The following is a 14,121-nucleotide window of genomic DNA, read 5'->3' on the forward strand; positions in this document are numbered from 1 at the left end:
GTGGGGCCGCTCGGGGAGCGGCTCCGCCGGCGCCGGGTCAGCGCGGGTCGATGTCGGTGCGGTCGACCCGGGTGCCGGTGGCGGGGTCGACGTGGCTCTCGCGCGTCGTCGTGACGGCGCCGGGGCGGCGGCCGCGCATGGCGAACGAGAGCAGGATGGCGGCGAGGCCGGCGATCATCAGGATGTAGCCCAGGGTGTCGTCGCCGACACCCGGGATGTCGACGTTGAGGGCGAAGGCGAGGATCGCGCCGATGACGATGAGCACGATGCCGAGACCGATGTACATGAGTTCCTCCGTGGGGTCGGGGTCGGCGGTCGCGATGACCATACTCCCGCGCGCTCACCTGCGGAGTTGAACGTGTGTCGAATGTTCTGGTGTGTCTCTCAGGTGGGCTCGCGGGCGCTCGGGGTGAACCCGGTGCGGGTCAGCCGCCCCAGCCGCCGTCGTCGCCTCGACGGATGGCCTGGCCCGTCGCCGGGCCCTCGCCGTAGCTCGCGTCGCGGAAGGTGTCGTCCCCGGACCCGCGCGTGCGCGGAGCGCGACGACGCCGGTCGACGAGGACGGCAGCGACGACGATGACGGCGACGATGGTGACGAACATCCACACGGCGGCCTCAGCTCCCCGGTCCCTGGAACCGGTGGGCCTGGTGGCTCGCGGCGGCGTCCTCCTCGAACGGCGCCCCGGTCGTGGGGCGCCGGGGGGTCTCGGTCCGGCTGGTCCGGCTGGTCCGGCTGGTCCGGCGGGCCCGGCGGGCCCGGACCTGGCGGACGTAGAGGACGAGCCCCACCACAGCGAGGAGCACGAGCAGGCCCGTGGTCACGAGACCGATGGTCGTCGGCACGGCGCCCTCCCCCTCCCACCCACGGGGGTGGGTGCGGAGCACCAGCATGACGGGTCGCCGGGCCGCCGTCGAGGCCCGGGAGCCGCGCGCCGCGGTGTGGCCGCCCTAGAAGCCGCCGCCGCCGCGGATGTCGGGCCGGTTGAGGTGACGGTCCTCCGCCACCTCCTCACCCTGCGTCCCCCGGCGCCGCTCCATGACGTACACCCCCGCGAGGACCACGGCCAGTGCGACGAGCCACATCCACCACATGACGAGCCTCCTGACGTCCCCGCCCCTGCAACGGGGTCCTCCTCGAGTGTGCCCCCGGCGGCACGCCGACGTCCACGGACGGTGCGCGGACGTCCTCAGGAAACGAGGACCGAGCCGGGGTTGAGGATGCCCTGGGGGTCGAGCGCGTCCTTGACGCGGCGGGTCAGGGCCATGACGTCGGGGCCGAGCTGGGCCTCGAGGGAGCCGGCCTTGAGGCGCCCGACGCCGTGCTCGCCGGTGATCGAGCCGCCGAGGGCGATCGCGGCGGCCATGACGTCGTCGAAGGCGAGGCGGGCCCGGCGCTCGGCGTCGGGGTCACCCGCGGTGAAGATGATCGCCGGGTGGGTGTTGCCGTCCCCGGCGTGCGCGACCATCGGGATCTCCACGTCGTGCCGCTCGGCGATGGCGGCGACGGCCTCGAGGAGCGCGGGCAGCTGAGGCACGGGTACGCCGACGTCCTCGGGGAGCACCGTTCCGCGCGACTCGATCGCCTGGAAGTGGAGGCGGCGGGCCTGGACGAAGAGCTCGCCCTCCTCCGGGTCGTCGGTGGCGAAGACCTCCTTGGCGCCGGCGACCTCGCAGGCGGTCGTGGCGGCCGCGATCTCCTCGGCGCGCGCGGCTCCCGGGGCGTCGCTCTGGATGACGAGGAGGGCGCCGGCGTCGCGGTCGAGCCCCATGGGGCGGAAGTCCTCGACGGCGTTGACCGACGCGTGGTCCATGAGCTCGACCATCGAGGCCCGCGTCGTGCGGCCGAGCTCGATGACGGCGGCGGCCGCGGCGGCCACGGTGGGGAAGGTCGCGACGAGGGTGGCGGCCGGGGGCTGGGCGGGGAGCAGGCGCAGGACCGCCCGGGTGACGACGCCCAGGGTGCCCTCGGAGCCGACGAAGAGCTTGAGGAGGGACAGGCCCGCGACGTCCTTGACCCGCTTGCCACCGAGCGTGACGAGGGTGCCGTCGGCGAGGACGACGTCGAGGCCGAGGACGTAGTCGGTCGTCACGCCGTACTTGACGCAGCACAGGCCGCCCGCGTTGGTCGCGATGTTGCCGCCGATGGAGCACATCTCGAACGAGCTGGGGTCCGGGGGGTACCAGAGGGCCTCGGCCGCTGCGGCCCTCTTGACCTCGACGTTGAGGGCGCCCGGCTCGACGACGGCGACCCGGCTCGCGGTGTCGATCTCGACGGCCCGCATCCGCTCGAGGCTGAGGACGACGCCGCCGTCGACGGCGAGCGCACCGCCGCTCAGGCCCGACCCCGCGCCTCGGGGCACGACGGGGACGCCGTGGCGGGTGGCCCAGCGCAGGGTCTCCTGGACGTGCTCGGCGCGCTCGGCCCGGACCGCGGCCATCGGGGTGCCCGCGGTCGCGTCGTGCGTCCAGTCGAAGCGGTACTTCTCGAGGGCGTCGGGGTCGGTCGTCACGACCCCCTCCGGCAGCGCCTCGACGAGCTCACGAACCACGGCGTCCATCCCCCCACCCTCCCAGACCTTCTCCGGCGCGTGTGCTCAGGTGGCTGCCCCGGCAACCATCCGAGCACACGCGGCTGCGTGCTCTCCGGCGCGTGTGCTCAGGTGGCTGCCCCAGCGACCACTCGAGCACACGCGGCTGGCCTGTGGAGAACTCCTCGGGCGATGACGCGCTCCCGGCGAGACTCGTGCCGTGGCGGAGCAGTGGGAGGAGCGGGCCGCTCGGCAGCACGGGGTGCTCTGCGAGCGGGACCTGCGCGAGCTCGGGGTCTCCCGTGCCTTCGTGCGCAACCAGCTGCGGGCCGACCGCTGGGCCGAGCGCACCCACTCGGTGTACACGACGACCACCGGCCCGCTCTCCCGACAGCAGCTGATGTGGACCGCTGTCGCCCACGCCGGCCCGAGCGCGATGATCGGAGGGCTGACCGCCGCGGCGCTGCACGGGCTGCGGGGGTGGGACCGCGACCTCGTGACGGTCCTCGTCGACGACGAGCTGTCGTTCGCACCGGTCGACGGCATCTCGTACACGCGGACCCGTCGGGCGCCCGCCCTGCTTCGCGCCCCCCGGGCCGGGATCCCCACCTGCCGCCTCGAACCGGCAGTACTGATGTTCGCCGCCGACGAGCCGAGCGAGCGGACCGCCCTGGGCGCCGTGGTGGCCACCGTCCAGCTACGCCTCACGACGACGCAGCGGCTCGCCGAGTGGACCCGGCTCCTGCGACCCCTGCGGAGGGCCCCGCTCATCCGGGAGCTGTTGGGAGAGGTGGCCGGCGGCTCGCACTCGATGGGCGAGGTCGACCTCGTGCGCCTCTGCCGGTCCTGGGGGATCCGGCCTCCACGCCGCCAGACCCGGCGACGGGACCGCTCCGGGAGGGTCCGCTTCACGGATGCGGAGTGGGACCTTCCCGACGGCCGGGTCCTCGTGCTCGAGGTGGACGGAGGCGCCCATCTCGACCTCGTGAGCTACGGCCTCGACGTCAAGCGCCAGCGGCGACTCACGACTCCGGGGAGGGTCGTCATCCGGTGCACGACCGCCGAGCTGAGGCACGAACCCCTGGAGGTCGTGGGCGACCTCATGGCGCTGGGCGTCCCCCGCCTCGCCGCGTGACTCCGTCGCGTGTGCTCACGTGGCTGCCCCGGCGACCACTGGAGCACACGCGCCGCAGGTCACCGGTCGCGTGTGCTCAGATGGCTGTCCGGACGACCACCTGGGCACACGCGACGGGGTGCGGGGCGGCCAGAGGTCAGAGGCGGCGGTCGGGGAGGACGGGGAAGGCGCGGCGGTACTCGGTGGTCGCGGCGAGGTCGACGTCGACCGACAGCACCGCCTCGCCGGCGTGGGCCACCTCCCCGAGCACCTCCCCCATCGCTGCGACGACCTGGCTGAACCCGCCCATCGCCGTGCCGGCGTGCGTCCCGCCGGTGTTGCCCTGCACGACGACGGCCTGGTTCTCGATGGCGCGCGCTCGGCCGAGGAGGGTCCAGTGGCCCACCCGCGCCGCGGGCCAGGCCGCCGGGACGACGAAGAGCTCGGCGCCCTCCTCCTGCTGGCGGCGGTACAGCTCGGGGAATCGCAGGTCGTAGCAGGTGGACAGCCCGGTGCGGACGGTCCCGCCGATGCCGTCGGGGAGGTCGACGACGACGACGTCGGTGCCGGCCTCCATCAGCCTCGGCTCTCCCGCACCGAACCCGAAGCGGTGGATCTTGCGGTAGACCGCCAGCGTGCTCCCGCCGGAGCCGAGGACGAGCGAGGTGTTCGCGAGGTCGTGGCCGTCGGGCCCGGGGTCGTCCAGCTCCTCGACGAAGGACCCCGCGTGCAGCACGACCGAGGCCGAGCGCGCGGCGTCGGCCATGGCGCGCGACCACGGACCGTCGAGCGGCTGCGCCTCGTCGGCCCAGCCCTGGTAGCCGAAGCCGGTGGGGGCCCAGAGCTCGGGGAGGACGACGAGGTCGTGACCGGAGAGCCCGGCGACGATGCCCGCGACCCGGTCGACCCGGGCGTCGAAGGGCTCGTCGTCGCCGTAGGCGAGCTGGACCACCGCGATGCGCATGCCCTCATCCTCCCGCACCCCACGCCTCGTGTGCTCAGGTGGCGGTCCGGGCGACCACGTGAGCACACGCGGCCGGGCCGACGCGGCGCGTGTGCTCAGGTGGCGGTGCCAGCGACCACCTGAGCACACGCGGCCGGACAGGGGGGCACGCGGCCGGGAGGGGGCGGCCGGCACGGGAAGGGGCGGCCGGCCGGGGGCGGGGCGTCAGTGGGAGTCGGAGCCCTCGCGCAGGCGGCGCAGGTGCTCGTTGTACGCCTTGAGCTCGGCGTCGCCGTCGCGGTCGGCCTGCCGGTCGAGCCGTCGGGTCTCGGAGGCGTCGCGGCGGAACCACTGCACGGCCACGACCACCGCGAGCACCAGCGTGGGCGCCTCGCCGATCCCCCAGGCGACCTCGCCCGCCCGGTGCTGGTCGGCGAGCGGGACCGGACCCCACGGCAGGTTGAGCTGCCCGAAGAAGTCGGGCGCCAGCAGCTGCTCGGACCCGGTCAGGCTGACCCCGAAGAACGCGTGGAACGAGATCGTCACGAAGAGGATGACGAGGAGCATGAGCGGCGACCACCGGGGCGGACCGGGGTCGATGCCGACGAGCACCCAGGTGAACAGGTACCCCGTGAGGAGGAAGTGGGCGAGCATGAGCAGGTGGCCCGTGTGGGTCGTCAGCGAGAGCTCGAACAGGCCGGTCCAGTAGAAGATCGCGAGGCTGAAAAAGAACAGCGCCGCCGCGACGACGGGGTTGGCGACCACCTGCATCGCCCGCGAGTGGACGACCTGGAGCAGCACCTCGCGCGGCCCCCACGTGCGGTCGGGCCGCGCCCGGAGGGTCCGCAGCGCCAGCGTCAGCGGCGCCCCGGGCACGAGGAGGAGCGGCACGATCATCGCGACCGCCATGTGCATGACCATGTGGACGCTGAACAGCACCCGGCCCCAGATGCCGGGGCCGCCGGAGGTCGCCCAGACGAAGAGCGCCCAGCCGAGCACCCAGCACACGGTCCGGAACACCGGCCACACGTCGCCCCGGCGCCGCAGCCGGACCACTCCGGCCAGGTAGAGCCCCACGGCCAGCACGGCGATCCCGAGCAGCAGCCAGTCGACCCGCCACGCCGTGAACCACTGGGCGGCCGCCATCGGGCCCGGGTCGGGGAAGCCGGTCAGCTCGAGGATGCGGCTCGGCGCGGGCGGGGCGTCGGGCACCGGGGGGACCGAGCGGGCGAGCACCGAGGCGAGGCCGGTGGCCAGTCCCATGACCGCGACCTCGGCCACGGCCAGCCGCGCGAACGCCCGCCCGTCGCCCGGGTCGGCCACCAGCCGGGTCGCGATGGAGCGGCGGTGGAGCCAGCCGAGGGCGCCGAGCACGACGAGCGCCAGGGTCTTGAGGGCGACGATCGCGCCGTACGAGGTGGCCACCGCACCCAGTGAGCCGAGCCGGATCCACGCCTGCTGCAGCCCGGTCAGCGCGACGAGGACGAAGCACCAGAGCGCCACCGTCGAGTACCGCGCGACCGTGGCCCCCAGGTCGGAGCCGAGGCCGCGGCGCATCGCGACGAGCGCGACCAGCCCGCCGACCCACACGACGACCCCCACGAGGTGGACCCCCAACGAGTTGACGGCGTCCTCGTGGCTCGAGGACCCCGCGGCGTGACCGGTCAGCGCGAGGATGACGACCGCACCGAGGGTGAGGACGGCGAGCCACGCCATCGGCGCCCGCCGGGTGGTGAAGGCGGCCGACACCGCGACGACCACCGCGACGAGCGCGCTGATGAGCAGCACCCGGGTGGTCTCGAGGGTCCACGTGAAGGAGAGGAGCTGGCTCGGCAGGTCGGGGCTGGAGAGCGGCGTCCCGGCGAGCGAGGCGAAGGTCAGCACGACCTCGAGCAGGGCCGCCGCCGCCCACAGCGACCCCGCCCGGGCCGCGTGGCGGGTGGCCGTCACCCGGCGCTCGGTCGACGTCCGCTCGGGCACGAGGAAGGCCGCGAGACCGAGCAGCCCGACCGTCGCGCTGGCGGCCAGCGTCGCCACGGTCGAGACGAGCGGCAGGCCCCAGCGGACGACCGGACCGGGGTCGGCGAGGTCGAGCGGGGCGACCGCTCCCGTCGTCACGGCGGCCACGACGGCAGCGACGAGCCCGGCCCCGACGGCGATCCCGAGCGGCCGCGACAGCGACGGGTGCTCGCGGGTGGCCATGCCCACCAGCGTAGGTACTGTGACCGCATGCCCGTGCACCCCCCGGCGCCCACCGACCCGGCCGGCCTCGTCGACGCGTGGTCCCGGGCCGTCCGCAACGTCATCGACCTCGGGCGCACCACGCGGCCCGGCGACGCCGACCTGCCCACCGACTGCCCCGGGTGGACCGTGCACGACCAGGTGGCCCACGTCGCCGGCGCCGAGGCACTCACGGCCGGCGACCCGACGCCCGACCTCGACGTGAGCACCCACGCCCACGTGCGGCACGACTTCGGCGCCCTCATGGAGAAGTTCGTGGAGGCGCGGCGCGAGCGCTCGCTCGAGGAGGTCCTCGACGAGCTCGAGGAGCGCCTCGAGGAGCGCCTGGCCTTCTTCGCCTCCGACGAGGGGTGGGAGGCCCGCGAGGTCGACGGCCCGTTCGGCCGCACGACGTGGCCGCAGCTGCTCGCCATCCGGACCTTCGACGTGTGGGTCCACGAGCAGGACCTGCGCGAGGCGCTCGGCCGGCCCGGTGGCCTCGAGGGCGCCGCCGCGTCCATCGCGATGACCTCCCTCGTCGAGGCCCTGCCGAGGATCGTGGCGAGGACGGCCGAGGTGCCGCCGGGCAACGCCGTGGTCGTCGAGCTGACCGGCCCCACGGCGGCCCGGGTCGGCGTGCGGGTGGAGGAGCGCGACGGCCGCGCGCTCGGGGTGCCGCTGTTCACCGGCGACCCCGACGAGCACCCCGACGTCGTGACGACCACCCTGACGATGTCGACCCAGGTCGCCGGCCGCCTCGTCGGCGGGCGCCGCGACCCCGACGACCTCCACGTCGTCGTCAGCGGCGACGTCGACGTCGCCCGCCGCGTCCTCGCGGCGATGGCCATCACGCCCTGAGCCGGAGGGTCCGCCGGTGACCTGCGGTTAGGGTCGGGTGATGGGCACCTTCTCGACGTCGAACCGGTCAGCCGCCACGGTGACCGCCGGGATCGACGACGTGTGGGAGGTCCTCACCGACCCCGACCTCCTCGCCCGCTTCACCCCGTTCCTCCACCGGGTGCTGCCCGAGGGCGACGACCACTGGGTGTGGGAGATGACCAAGGTCCCGGTGCTCGGGTCGAGCTACTCGTTCACCTTCCGGGAGCGGATGACCTTCGACGAGCCGCACCGGATCGAGTTCACGCACGACCCCGCGCCCGGTCGGCACGAGGGCGCCGGGGTCGAGGGCTGGTACGCGCTGCAGCCCCGCGGTGAGCACACCCGCCTCGAGACCTCGCTCGCCATCACCGTCGAGCTCCCCGTGCCCGGCCTGCTGCGCCCGGCGGTCACCACCGGGATGAAGGGGGTCGTCGCCCTCATGGGACAGCGGTTCTCCGCCCACCTCCTCCAGCACCTCCACGCCCGCTCGGTCTGAGGACCGCCCCCGCCCCGGCCGGCTGTCGAAGGATGACGTCGGCGGTTTCGGGAATGCCCGCCCCGGCGCATACGGTTGCATGTCTCAAGCAACTTAACGGAGGACCCTCATGCCAGACCCCGCGGAGACCCGGGCGGCGACGCCGACCCTGGCCCTCGGCGACGACCTCGTCCGGGTCGTCAAGCTGCTCCACGTCGTGCGCCAGCACGCCCCGCGGCGCCACCCGCAGGTCGACCCCATGGCCTACCCGCTGCTGTTCAACCTCAAGGCCGGCTCGCTGCGCGTCTCGGCCCTCGCCGAGCGGCTCCACTCCGACGTCTCGACGGTGAGCCGCCAGGTGAGCACCCTCGTCGACCTCGGCTTCGTCAGCCGCGGGCCCGACCCCGACGACGGCCGCGCCCAGGCCCTCACCCTCACCGCCGAGGGCGAGGCGCTCCTCCACGGCATCCGCGAGGACCGCGACCGCTGGATCCGCTCCCTCCTCACCGACTGGGACGACGACGACGTCGCCACCTTCAGCGCGCACCTGCGCCACTTCGCCTCCGACCTCGAGGCCTCCCTCGCCGAGCTCACCAGAAGGACCTGACCCGATGACCGCCACCACCGACGACCGACAGCTGACCCACCGACAGATCGTGACGATCCTCATCGGGCTCATGACGGGGATGTTCCTCGCCGCGCTCGACCAGACGATCGTCGCGACCGCGATCCGCACCATCGCCGACGACCTCAAGGGCCTGGAGCACCAGGCCTGGGCGACGACGGCCTACCTCATCACCTCGACGATCGTCACGCCGCTCTACGGCAAGCTCGGCGACATCTACGGGCGCAAGAAGCTCTTCGTCGCGGCGATCAGCATCTTCGTCGTCGGCTCGGTGCTGTGCACCTTCGCCACCTCGATGGGGACCCTCGCGGTCTACCGCGCCGTCCAGGGCCTCGGCGCCGGCGGCCTGTTCTCCCTCGCGCTGGCGATCGTCGGTGACATCGTCCCGCCGCGCGAGCGCGCCAAGTACCAGGGCTACTTCCTCGCCGTGTTCGGCACCTCGTCGGTGCTCGGCCCCGTCGTCGGCGGCTTCCTCGCCGGCACCGACTCGATCCTCGGCGTCACCGGCTGGCGCTGGGTCTTCCTCGTCAACGTGCCGGTCGGCATCATCGCCCTCCTCGTCGTGTCGAGGACGCTGCACCTGCGCCACACCCGCCTCGACCACCGCATCGACTGGCTCGGCGCGTCGCTGCTGTCGGTCTCGCTCGTGCCGCTCCTCCTCGTCGCCGAGCAGGGCCGCGAGTGGGGCTGGACCTCGGGCAGCGCCGTCACCTGCTACGTCGTCGGCGTCCTCGCGGCCATCGCGTTCTTCGCGCAGGAGGCCCGGATGGGCGACGAGGCGATCCTGCCGCTCGCCATGTTCCGCAACCGCACCGTCGGCGTCTCGTCGGTCGCCTCGATCCTCATCGGCGTCGCGATGTTCGGTGGGCTGGCCGCGCTGCCCCTCTACCTCCAGATCGTCAAGGGCGCGACGCCCACCGAGGCCGGCCTGCTCCTGCTCCCGATGACCCTCGGCATCATGGCCGGCTCGGTCCTGTCGGGGCAGATCATCAGCCGCACCGGCCGCTACCGGATCTTCCCGATCATCGGGGCCGGGCTCCTCACGGTGTCGCTCTTCGTCTTCCACTACGTCGAGTTCGACACCCCGCTGTGGCAGACGATGGTCGTCATGGTCGCCTTCGGCCTGGGGCTGGGCTTCAACTTCCAGCCGCTGACCCTCGCCGTGCAGAACGCGGTCCCGCCGCAGCAGATCGGGGTCGCGACCTCGACGGCCACCTTCACCCGTCAGATCGGCGGCACGCTGGGTACCGCGGTCTTCCTCTCCATCCTGTTCTCGCAGGCGTCCGAGAAGATCGCCACCGCCGTGCGCGAGGCCGTCCCGACCGCCGACTTCCAGGCGGCGCTGCGCGAGCCGGCCAACGCGGCCTTCGCCCAGCAGCTCCAGGCGTCGGGCGGCTCGACCACCGGTGTGCTGCAGGACAGCTCGTTCCTCAACGACCTCGACGACCGGCTGGCGAAGCCCTTCCTCATGGGCTTCTCGGAGGCGATGGACTCGGTGTTCCTCGTCGGCGCGTCGGTCATGGTCTTCGGCTTCCTCGTCATGCTCTTCCTCCCGCACGTCGAGCTGCGCAAGAGCGCGGGCTACAACAGCCAGGAGGCCACGGCCGAGGGCGCCGACGCCCCCGCGGCCGCCCCGCACTGACCCGTCACACCCGAACCTCCGGTGGAGCACCCGACCTTCGGGGTGCCCCACCGGAGGTTCTCGCATCGGGCGGGAACGTGGCGGCGGGTGGGGTCAGCCGAGGAGGTGGGGCACGGAGGTGAGGTCGGGAGCGGTGCGGTGGGCCCCGGCGGCCTCGAGCTCGGCCCCGAGGAACGAGGTCGTGATCCCGATGACGGTGCCGACCCCCGCGCCCACGGCCGAGCGCACGCCGTTGGGGGCGTCCTCGCACGCGAGGGCCCCCGCCGGGTCGGCCCCGAGCAGCTCGCACGCGAGGAGGTAGCAGGCGGGGTCGGGCTTGCCGACGTCGATGTCGTCGCGGGTCACCCGGGCGGCGAAGTGGTCGAGGCCACCGATCCGCGCCAGGACCTTCTCGGCCCACGCCGTGTTCGCCGAGGTGACGAGGGCGACCGGGACGCCGAGGCCCGTCGCGTGGCGCAGGGCCTCCTCGGCCCCGGCGACGAGGTCGGGGAGCCGGTCGGCGGGCATCGCGGCGACCGCCTCGGCGAGCAGCTCCCGCGGGTCGAGCCCGGTCCACGGGCCATCGACCGTCGCGAAGACGTCGTCGGCCCGGCGTCCGATGAAGGTCGCGGCGACCTCGTCGGTGTACTCCCACCCCCGCGAGCGGTACCAGGCCGCGAACCCCTCGCGGTGGATGGGCTCGGAGTCGACGAGGGTGCCGTCGAGGTCGAGCAGCAGCGCCGAGACGCGAGGTGCCGTCACGCCTCCGCCGGCCAGCGGAACAGGACGTCTCCCGCGGTGACGGTGTCGCCGAGCCGGTCGCTCGACACCGTCCCCGGCTTGGTGTCCAGGACGCAGAGCATGACCATCGGGCTCAGCTCGCGCCCGGCGACGTCGGTGGGGTCCCACCGCGTCACGGCCTGCCCGGCCTCGACCCGCGACTTCTCCTCGACGAGCAGCTCGAAGCCGGCGCCGTCGAGCTTGACCGTGTCGATGCCGAGGTGGACGAGGACGCCGGTGCCGTCGTCGGTCACGACGACGTAGGCGTGGGGGTGGAGCTTGACGAGGGTGCCGGCGACCGGTGAGACCGCCTCGGACGGGCCGCCGTCGGGGTCGATGGCGACGCCGGAGCCGACCATCTCGGCCGCGAAGACGGCGTCGGGCGCCTCGGACAGCGGGCGGACCCGGCCCGCGACGGGAGCGAGGACCTCGCTCACATCAGGTCCTCGATGTCCTCGGCGATGTTGTCGGCCTCGGGGCCCACGACGACCTGGACGACCGACCCGCTCGCGATGACCCCGTGGGCGCCGGCGGCCCGGAGGGCGGCCTCGTCGACCTTCGACGGGTCGTGCACCTCGGTGCGGAGCCGGGTAATGCACGGCTCGATCTCGACGATGTTGTCGGCGCCGCCGAGGCCCGCCAGGATCTGCTCTGCCTTGCTGCTCATCTCGTTGTCCTTCCGGGACGGTCCGGGGTGGTCGTCGTCGTCGACGAGTCTCGCCGAGGCGCGCCTGCGGTGCCAGTGCCGGTGGTTGACAGCGGCGTCGCGGGGGTGCATCCTCTCCACTGGTACGCACTGGACCGTACCAGTTGGGACCACCGCCGTCGAGAGGGACCGAGCACCCGTGGCCGACACCGCCGTCGCCGCCCGTCGCATCACCGACGGGTCGAGGCCCAAGCACGTGCAGCTGCGCGACGTGCTCGCCGCGATGTGCGCCACCGACCTCGAGCCCGACACCGCGATCCCCTCCGAGCGCGACCTCATGGAGACCTACGGCGTCTCGCGCGCCACGGTGCGCCGCGCCATCGAGTCGCTCATCACCGAGGGCCTCCTGCGCCGCGTCCAGGGCAAGGGCACCTTCGTCGCCCGGCCCCGGGTCGAGTCGCACCTCCACCTCGCCTCGTTCACCGAGGACATGCGGCGGCGCGGCCTCGAGCCGTCGACCCGCGTCGTGCGCGCCGACGCCGCCGTCCCCCCGGCCGAGGTCGCCCGCTTCCTCGGCCTCGACGCCGGCGAGGACGCGTGGCGCCTCGAGCGGGTCCGGCTCGCCGGCGGGGAGCCGATGGCGTTCGAGTCGGCCTGGTACGCCGCCGACCTCCTGCCGGGCCTGGTCTCCCACGACCTCACCGGGTCGCTCTACACGATCTTCGCCGAGGCCTACGGGGTCGCGGTCGACACGGCCGAGCAGACCGTGTGGGCCGAGGTCGCCGACGAGCGGCTCGCCCGCCACCTCGGCGTCGCCGTCCGCTCTCCCGTCATGGCCTTCGACCGCCGCGGCAGCTCGGGGGGCCGACCGCTCGAGCGCGCGGTCAGCCACTACCGCGGCGACCGCTACCAGCTGCACGTCTCCCTCGACAGCTCCATGCGCCACCACCACCGAAAGGACACGCGATGACGACCGTCGACGCGACCGCCGGAGAGTCCGGCAAGAAGCGCCTCAACCTGGCGCCGATCCAGAAGTTCGGTCGGAGCCTCATGCTCCCGATCGCCGCACTCCCGGTCGCCGCGCTCCTGCTGCGGTTCGGGGCCCCCGACATGCTCGGGGCCGACGGCCTCGGCTGGGAGAAGGTCGCCGCCGTCCTCTTCGCGGGCGGCAACGCGCTCTTCGCCAACCTGCCGCTCCTCTTCGCGGTCGGTGTCGCCATCGGCATCGCGAAGAAGGCCGACGGCTCCACCGCGCTGGCCGCGGTCGTCGGCTACCTCGTCTTCAAGGGGGTCGGCGACGCCATCTCGCCGTTCATCCTCGGCGCCCCCGCCGAGGGCGAGGACCAGGAGCTCATCAACTACGGCGTGCTCGGCGGCATCCTCTGCGGCCTCATCGCCGCGTGGCTGTGGCAGCGCTACCACCGCATCTCGCTGCCGACCTACCTCGCGTTCTTCGGAGGCCGGCGCTTCGTCCCGATCATCACCGCGTTCGCGACGCTCGTCCTCGCGGTCCTGCTCGGTCTCGTCTACCCCGCCTTCGACGCGGGCCTGACGGCGGTCGGCGAGTGGGTCGGCAACAACAACATCATCGGCGGGTTCGTCTACGGCACCCTCAACCGCCTCCTCATCCCGCTCGGCCTGCACCACATCCTCAACTCGGTGCCGTGGTTCATCCTCGGCGAGTTCCAGCCTCCGGCCGGCGGCGACGTCGTCCACGGCGACATCAACCGCTTCCTCGCGGGCGACCCCACCGCGGGCGCCTTCATGACCGGCTTCTTCCCGATCATGATGTTCGCCCTCCCGGCCGCGGCGATGGCCATCTGGCACGAGGCCAAGCCGGCCGCCAAGAAGGCCGTCGGCGGCATCATGGTCTCGGCCGCGCTCACCTCCTTCCTCACGGGGATCACCGAGCCGCTCGAGTTCGCCTTCATGTTCGTCGCGTGGCCGCTCTACGTCCTCCACGCCGTCCTCACGGGCACGTCCCTGGCGATCGCCAACGCGCTCGGCATCCGCGACGGGTTCGGGTTCTCCGCAGGGCTCACCGACTACCTGCTCAACTTCGGGATCGCCGAGAAGCCCCTGCTGCTCATCGTCATGGGCGTCATCTACGCGGCGATCTACTACGTGCTCTTCCGCTTCGTCATCCGCCGGTGGAACCTGCGCACGCCGGGTCGTGAGGCCGAGGGCGAGGAGTCGGTGGCGATCGACTCCGACGTGCAGACGTCGGCCGAGCGCGACGCCGAGCGCGCCGCAGCCGGCGGCTCCCGCGGCTCGACCAGCTCGGGCTGAC

General features: G+C 73.5%; 17 protein-coding genes. 7 read left to right on the plus strand and 10 right to left on the minus strand.

Going from position 1 to position 14,121, the window contains the following annotated elements; all coding sequences use genetic code 11:
- Positions 1-37 precede the first annotated feature (37 nt).
- The 5 genes from ACFWN3_RS09235 to ACFWN3_RS09255 all read right to left on the minus strand — a co-directional run bounded on the left by ACFWN3_RS09235 (position 38) and on the right by ACFWN3_RS09255 (position 2,558).
- Positions 38-328, minus strand: coding sequence for a DUF6458 family protein (locus ACFWN3_RS09235; RefSeq protein WP_377638862.1), 291 nt, complete (start codon positions 326-328; stop codon positions 38-40).
- Positions 329-425: 97 nt separating this feature from the next.
- Positions 426-602: a hypothetical protein gene (locus ACFWN3_RS09240; protein ID WP_377638864.1), complete on the minus strand. Its 177-nt coding sequence runs from the start codon at positions 600-602 to the stop codon at positions 426-428.
- A gap of 13 nt (positions 603-615) precedes the next feature.
- The gene (locus ACFWN3_RS09245; protein WP_377638866.1) at positions 616-843 is read right to left on the minus strand and encodes a hypothetical protein; all 228 of its coding nucleotides are present in this window, start codon (positions 841-843) and stop codon (positions 616-618) included.
- A 105-nt stretch (positions 844-948) separates the two neighbouring features.
- Positions 949-1,092 carry a hypothetical protein gene (locus tag ACFWN3_RS09250; RefSeq protein ID WP_377638868.1) on the minus strand — a complete coding sequence of 48 codons (144 nt, stop codon included), beginning with the start codon at positions 1,090-1,092 and terminating at the stop codon, positions 949-951.
- A gap of 95 nt (positions 1,093-1,187) precedes the next feature.
- Positions 1,188-2,558 (minus strand): FAD-binding oxidoreductase, encoded by a 1,371-nt coding sequence (locus ACFWN3_RS09255; protein ID WP_377638870.1) that lies wholly within the window; start codon positions 2,556-2,558, stop codon positions 1,188-1,190.
- Positions 2,559-2,748: 190 nt separating this feature from the next.
- Here ACFWN3_RS09255 and ACFWN3_RS09260 point away from each other — a divergent pair, with 190 nt between their 5' ends.
- Positions 2,749-3,663 carry a hypothetical protein gene (locus ACFWN3_RS09260; RefSeq protein ID WP_377638872.1) on the plus strand — a complete coding sequence of 305 codons (915 nt, stop codon included), beginning with the start codon at positions 2,749-2,751 and terminating at the stop codon, positions 3,661-3,663.
- Between the two features lie 136 nt (positions 3,664-3,799).
- Here the strand turns inward: ACFWN3_RS09260 and ACFWN3_RS09265 are convergent, their stop codons facing one another.
- Together ACFWN3_RS09265 and ACFWN3_RS09270 are read right to left on the minus strand one after the other, a co-directional pair.
- Positions 3,800-4,606 carry a nitrilase-related carbon-nitrogen hydrolase gene (locus ACFWN3_RS09265; protein WP_377638874.1) on the minus strand — a complete coding sequence of 269 codons (807 nt, stop codon included), beginning with the start codon at positions 4,604-4,606 and terminating at the stop codon, positions 3,800-3,802.
- Positions 4,607-4,810: 204 nt separating this feature from the next.
- Positions 4,811-6,787 carry a cytochrome c oxidase assembly protein gene (locus ACFWN3_RS09270; protein WP_377638876.1) on the minus strand — a complete coding sequence of 659 codons (1,977 nt, stop codon included), beginning with the start codon at positions 6,785-6,787 and terminating at the stop codon, positions 4,811-4,813.
- A gap of 27 nt (positions 6,788-6,814) precedes the next feature.
- On the opposite strand from ACFWN3_RS09270, the gene ACFWN3_RS09275 reads away from it, so the two are divergent.
- The 4 genes from ACFWN3_RS09275 to ACFWN3_RS09290 all read left to right on the plus strand — a co-directional run bounded on the left by ACFWN3_RS09275 (position 6,815) and on the right by ACFWN3_RS09290 (position 10,426).
- Positions 6,815-7,663, plus strand: coding sequence for a maleylpyruvate isomerase family mycothiol-dependent enzyme (locus tag ACFWN3_RS09275; protein WP_377638878.1), 849 nt, complete (start codon positions 6,815-6,817; stop codon positions 7,661-7,663).
- Between the two features lie 40 nt (positions 7,664-7,703).
- A complete protein-coding gene (locus ACFWN3_RS09280; protein ID WP_377638880.1) occupies positions 7,704-8,180 on the plus strand; it encodes a CoxG family protein in 477 nt (158 codons plus the stop codon).
- Positions 8,181-8,289: 109 nt separating this feature from the next.
- Complete coding sequence (locus ACFWN3_RS09285) at positions 8,290-8,766, plus strand: MarR family winged helix-turn-helix transcriptional regulator (RefSeq protein ID WP_377638882.1); 477 nt, start codon at positions 8,290-8,292, stop codon at positions 8,764-8,766.
- Between the two features lie 4 nt (positions 8,767-8,770).
- Positions 8,771-10,426, plus strand: a complete 1,656-nt coding sequence (locus ACFWN3_RS09290) for an MDR family MFS transporter (protein ID WP_377638884.1) — start codon at positions 8,771-8,773, stop codon at positions 10,424-10,426.
- A gap of 93 nt (positions 10,427-10,519) precedes the next feature.
- On the opposite strand, the gene ACFWN3_RS09295 is transcribed toward ACFWN3_RS09290, so the two are convergent.
- The 3 genes from ACFWN3_RS09295 to ACFWN3_RS09305 are packed head-to-tail and all read right to left on the minus strand — an operon-like array spanning position 10,520 to position 11,852.
- Positions 10,520-11,167 carry an HAD family hydrolase gene (locus ACFWN3_RS09295; RefSeq protein ID WP_377638885.1) on the minus strand — a complete coding sequence of 216 codons (648 nt, stop codon included), beginning with the start codon at positions 11,165-11,167 and terminating at the stop codon, positions 10,520-10,522.
- On the minus strand, positions 11,164-11,622 hold the full coding sequence (locus ACFWN3_RS09300; RefSeq protein ID WP_377638887.1) for a PTS glucose transporter subunit IIA: 459 nt from the start codon (positions 11,620-11,622) through the stop codon (positions 11,164-11,166). The genes ACFWN3_RS09295 and ACFWN3_RS09300 overlap by 4 nt, the downstream gene beginning before the upstream one ends.
- Positions 11,619-11,852: a glucose PTS transporter subunit EIIB gene (locus ACFWN3_RS09305; protein WP_377638889.1), complete on the minus strand. Its 234-nt coding sequence runs from the start codon at positions 11,850-11,852 to the stop codon at positions 11,619-11,621. Before ACFWN3_RS09305 ends, ACFWN3_RS09300 begins: the two co-directional genes overlap by 4 nt.
- Before the next feature lie 178 nt (positions 11,853-12,030).
- On the opposite strand from ACFWN3_RS09305, the gene ACFWN3_RS09310 reads away from it, so the two are divergent.
- Together ACFWN3_RS09310 and ACFWN3_RS09315 are read left to right on the plus strand one after the other, a co-directional pair.
- The gene (locus ACFWN3_RS09310; RefSeq protein ID WP_377638891.1) at positions 12,031-12,801 is read left to right on the plus strand and encodes a GntR family transcriptional regulator; all 771 of its coding nucleotides are present in this window, start codon (positions 12,031-12,033) and stop codon (positions 12,799-12,801) included.
- The gene (locus ACFWN3_RS09315) at positions 12,798-14,120 is read left to right on the plus strand and encodes a PTS transporter subunit EIIC (protein WP_377638893.1); all 1,323 of its coding nucleotides are present in this window, start codon (positions 12,798-12,800) and stop codon (positions 14,118-14,120) included. Before ACFWN3_RS09310 ends, ACFWN3_RS09315 begins: the two co-directional genes overlap by 4 nt.
- Position 14,121: the final 1 nt, after the last annotated feature.

The organism is Oryzobacter terrae (assembly GCF_042756445.1).
GTDB lineage: Bacteria > Actinomycetota > Actinomycetes > Actinomycetales > Dermatophilaceae > Oryzobacter > Oryzobacter terrae.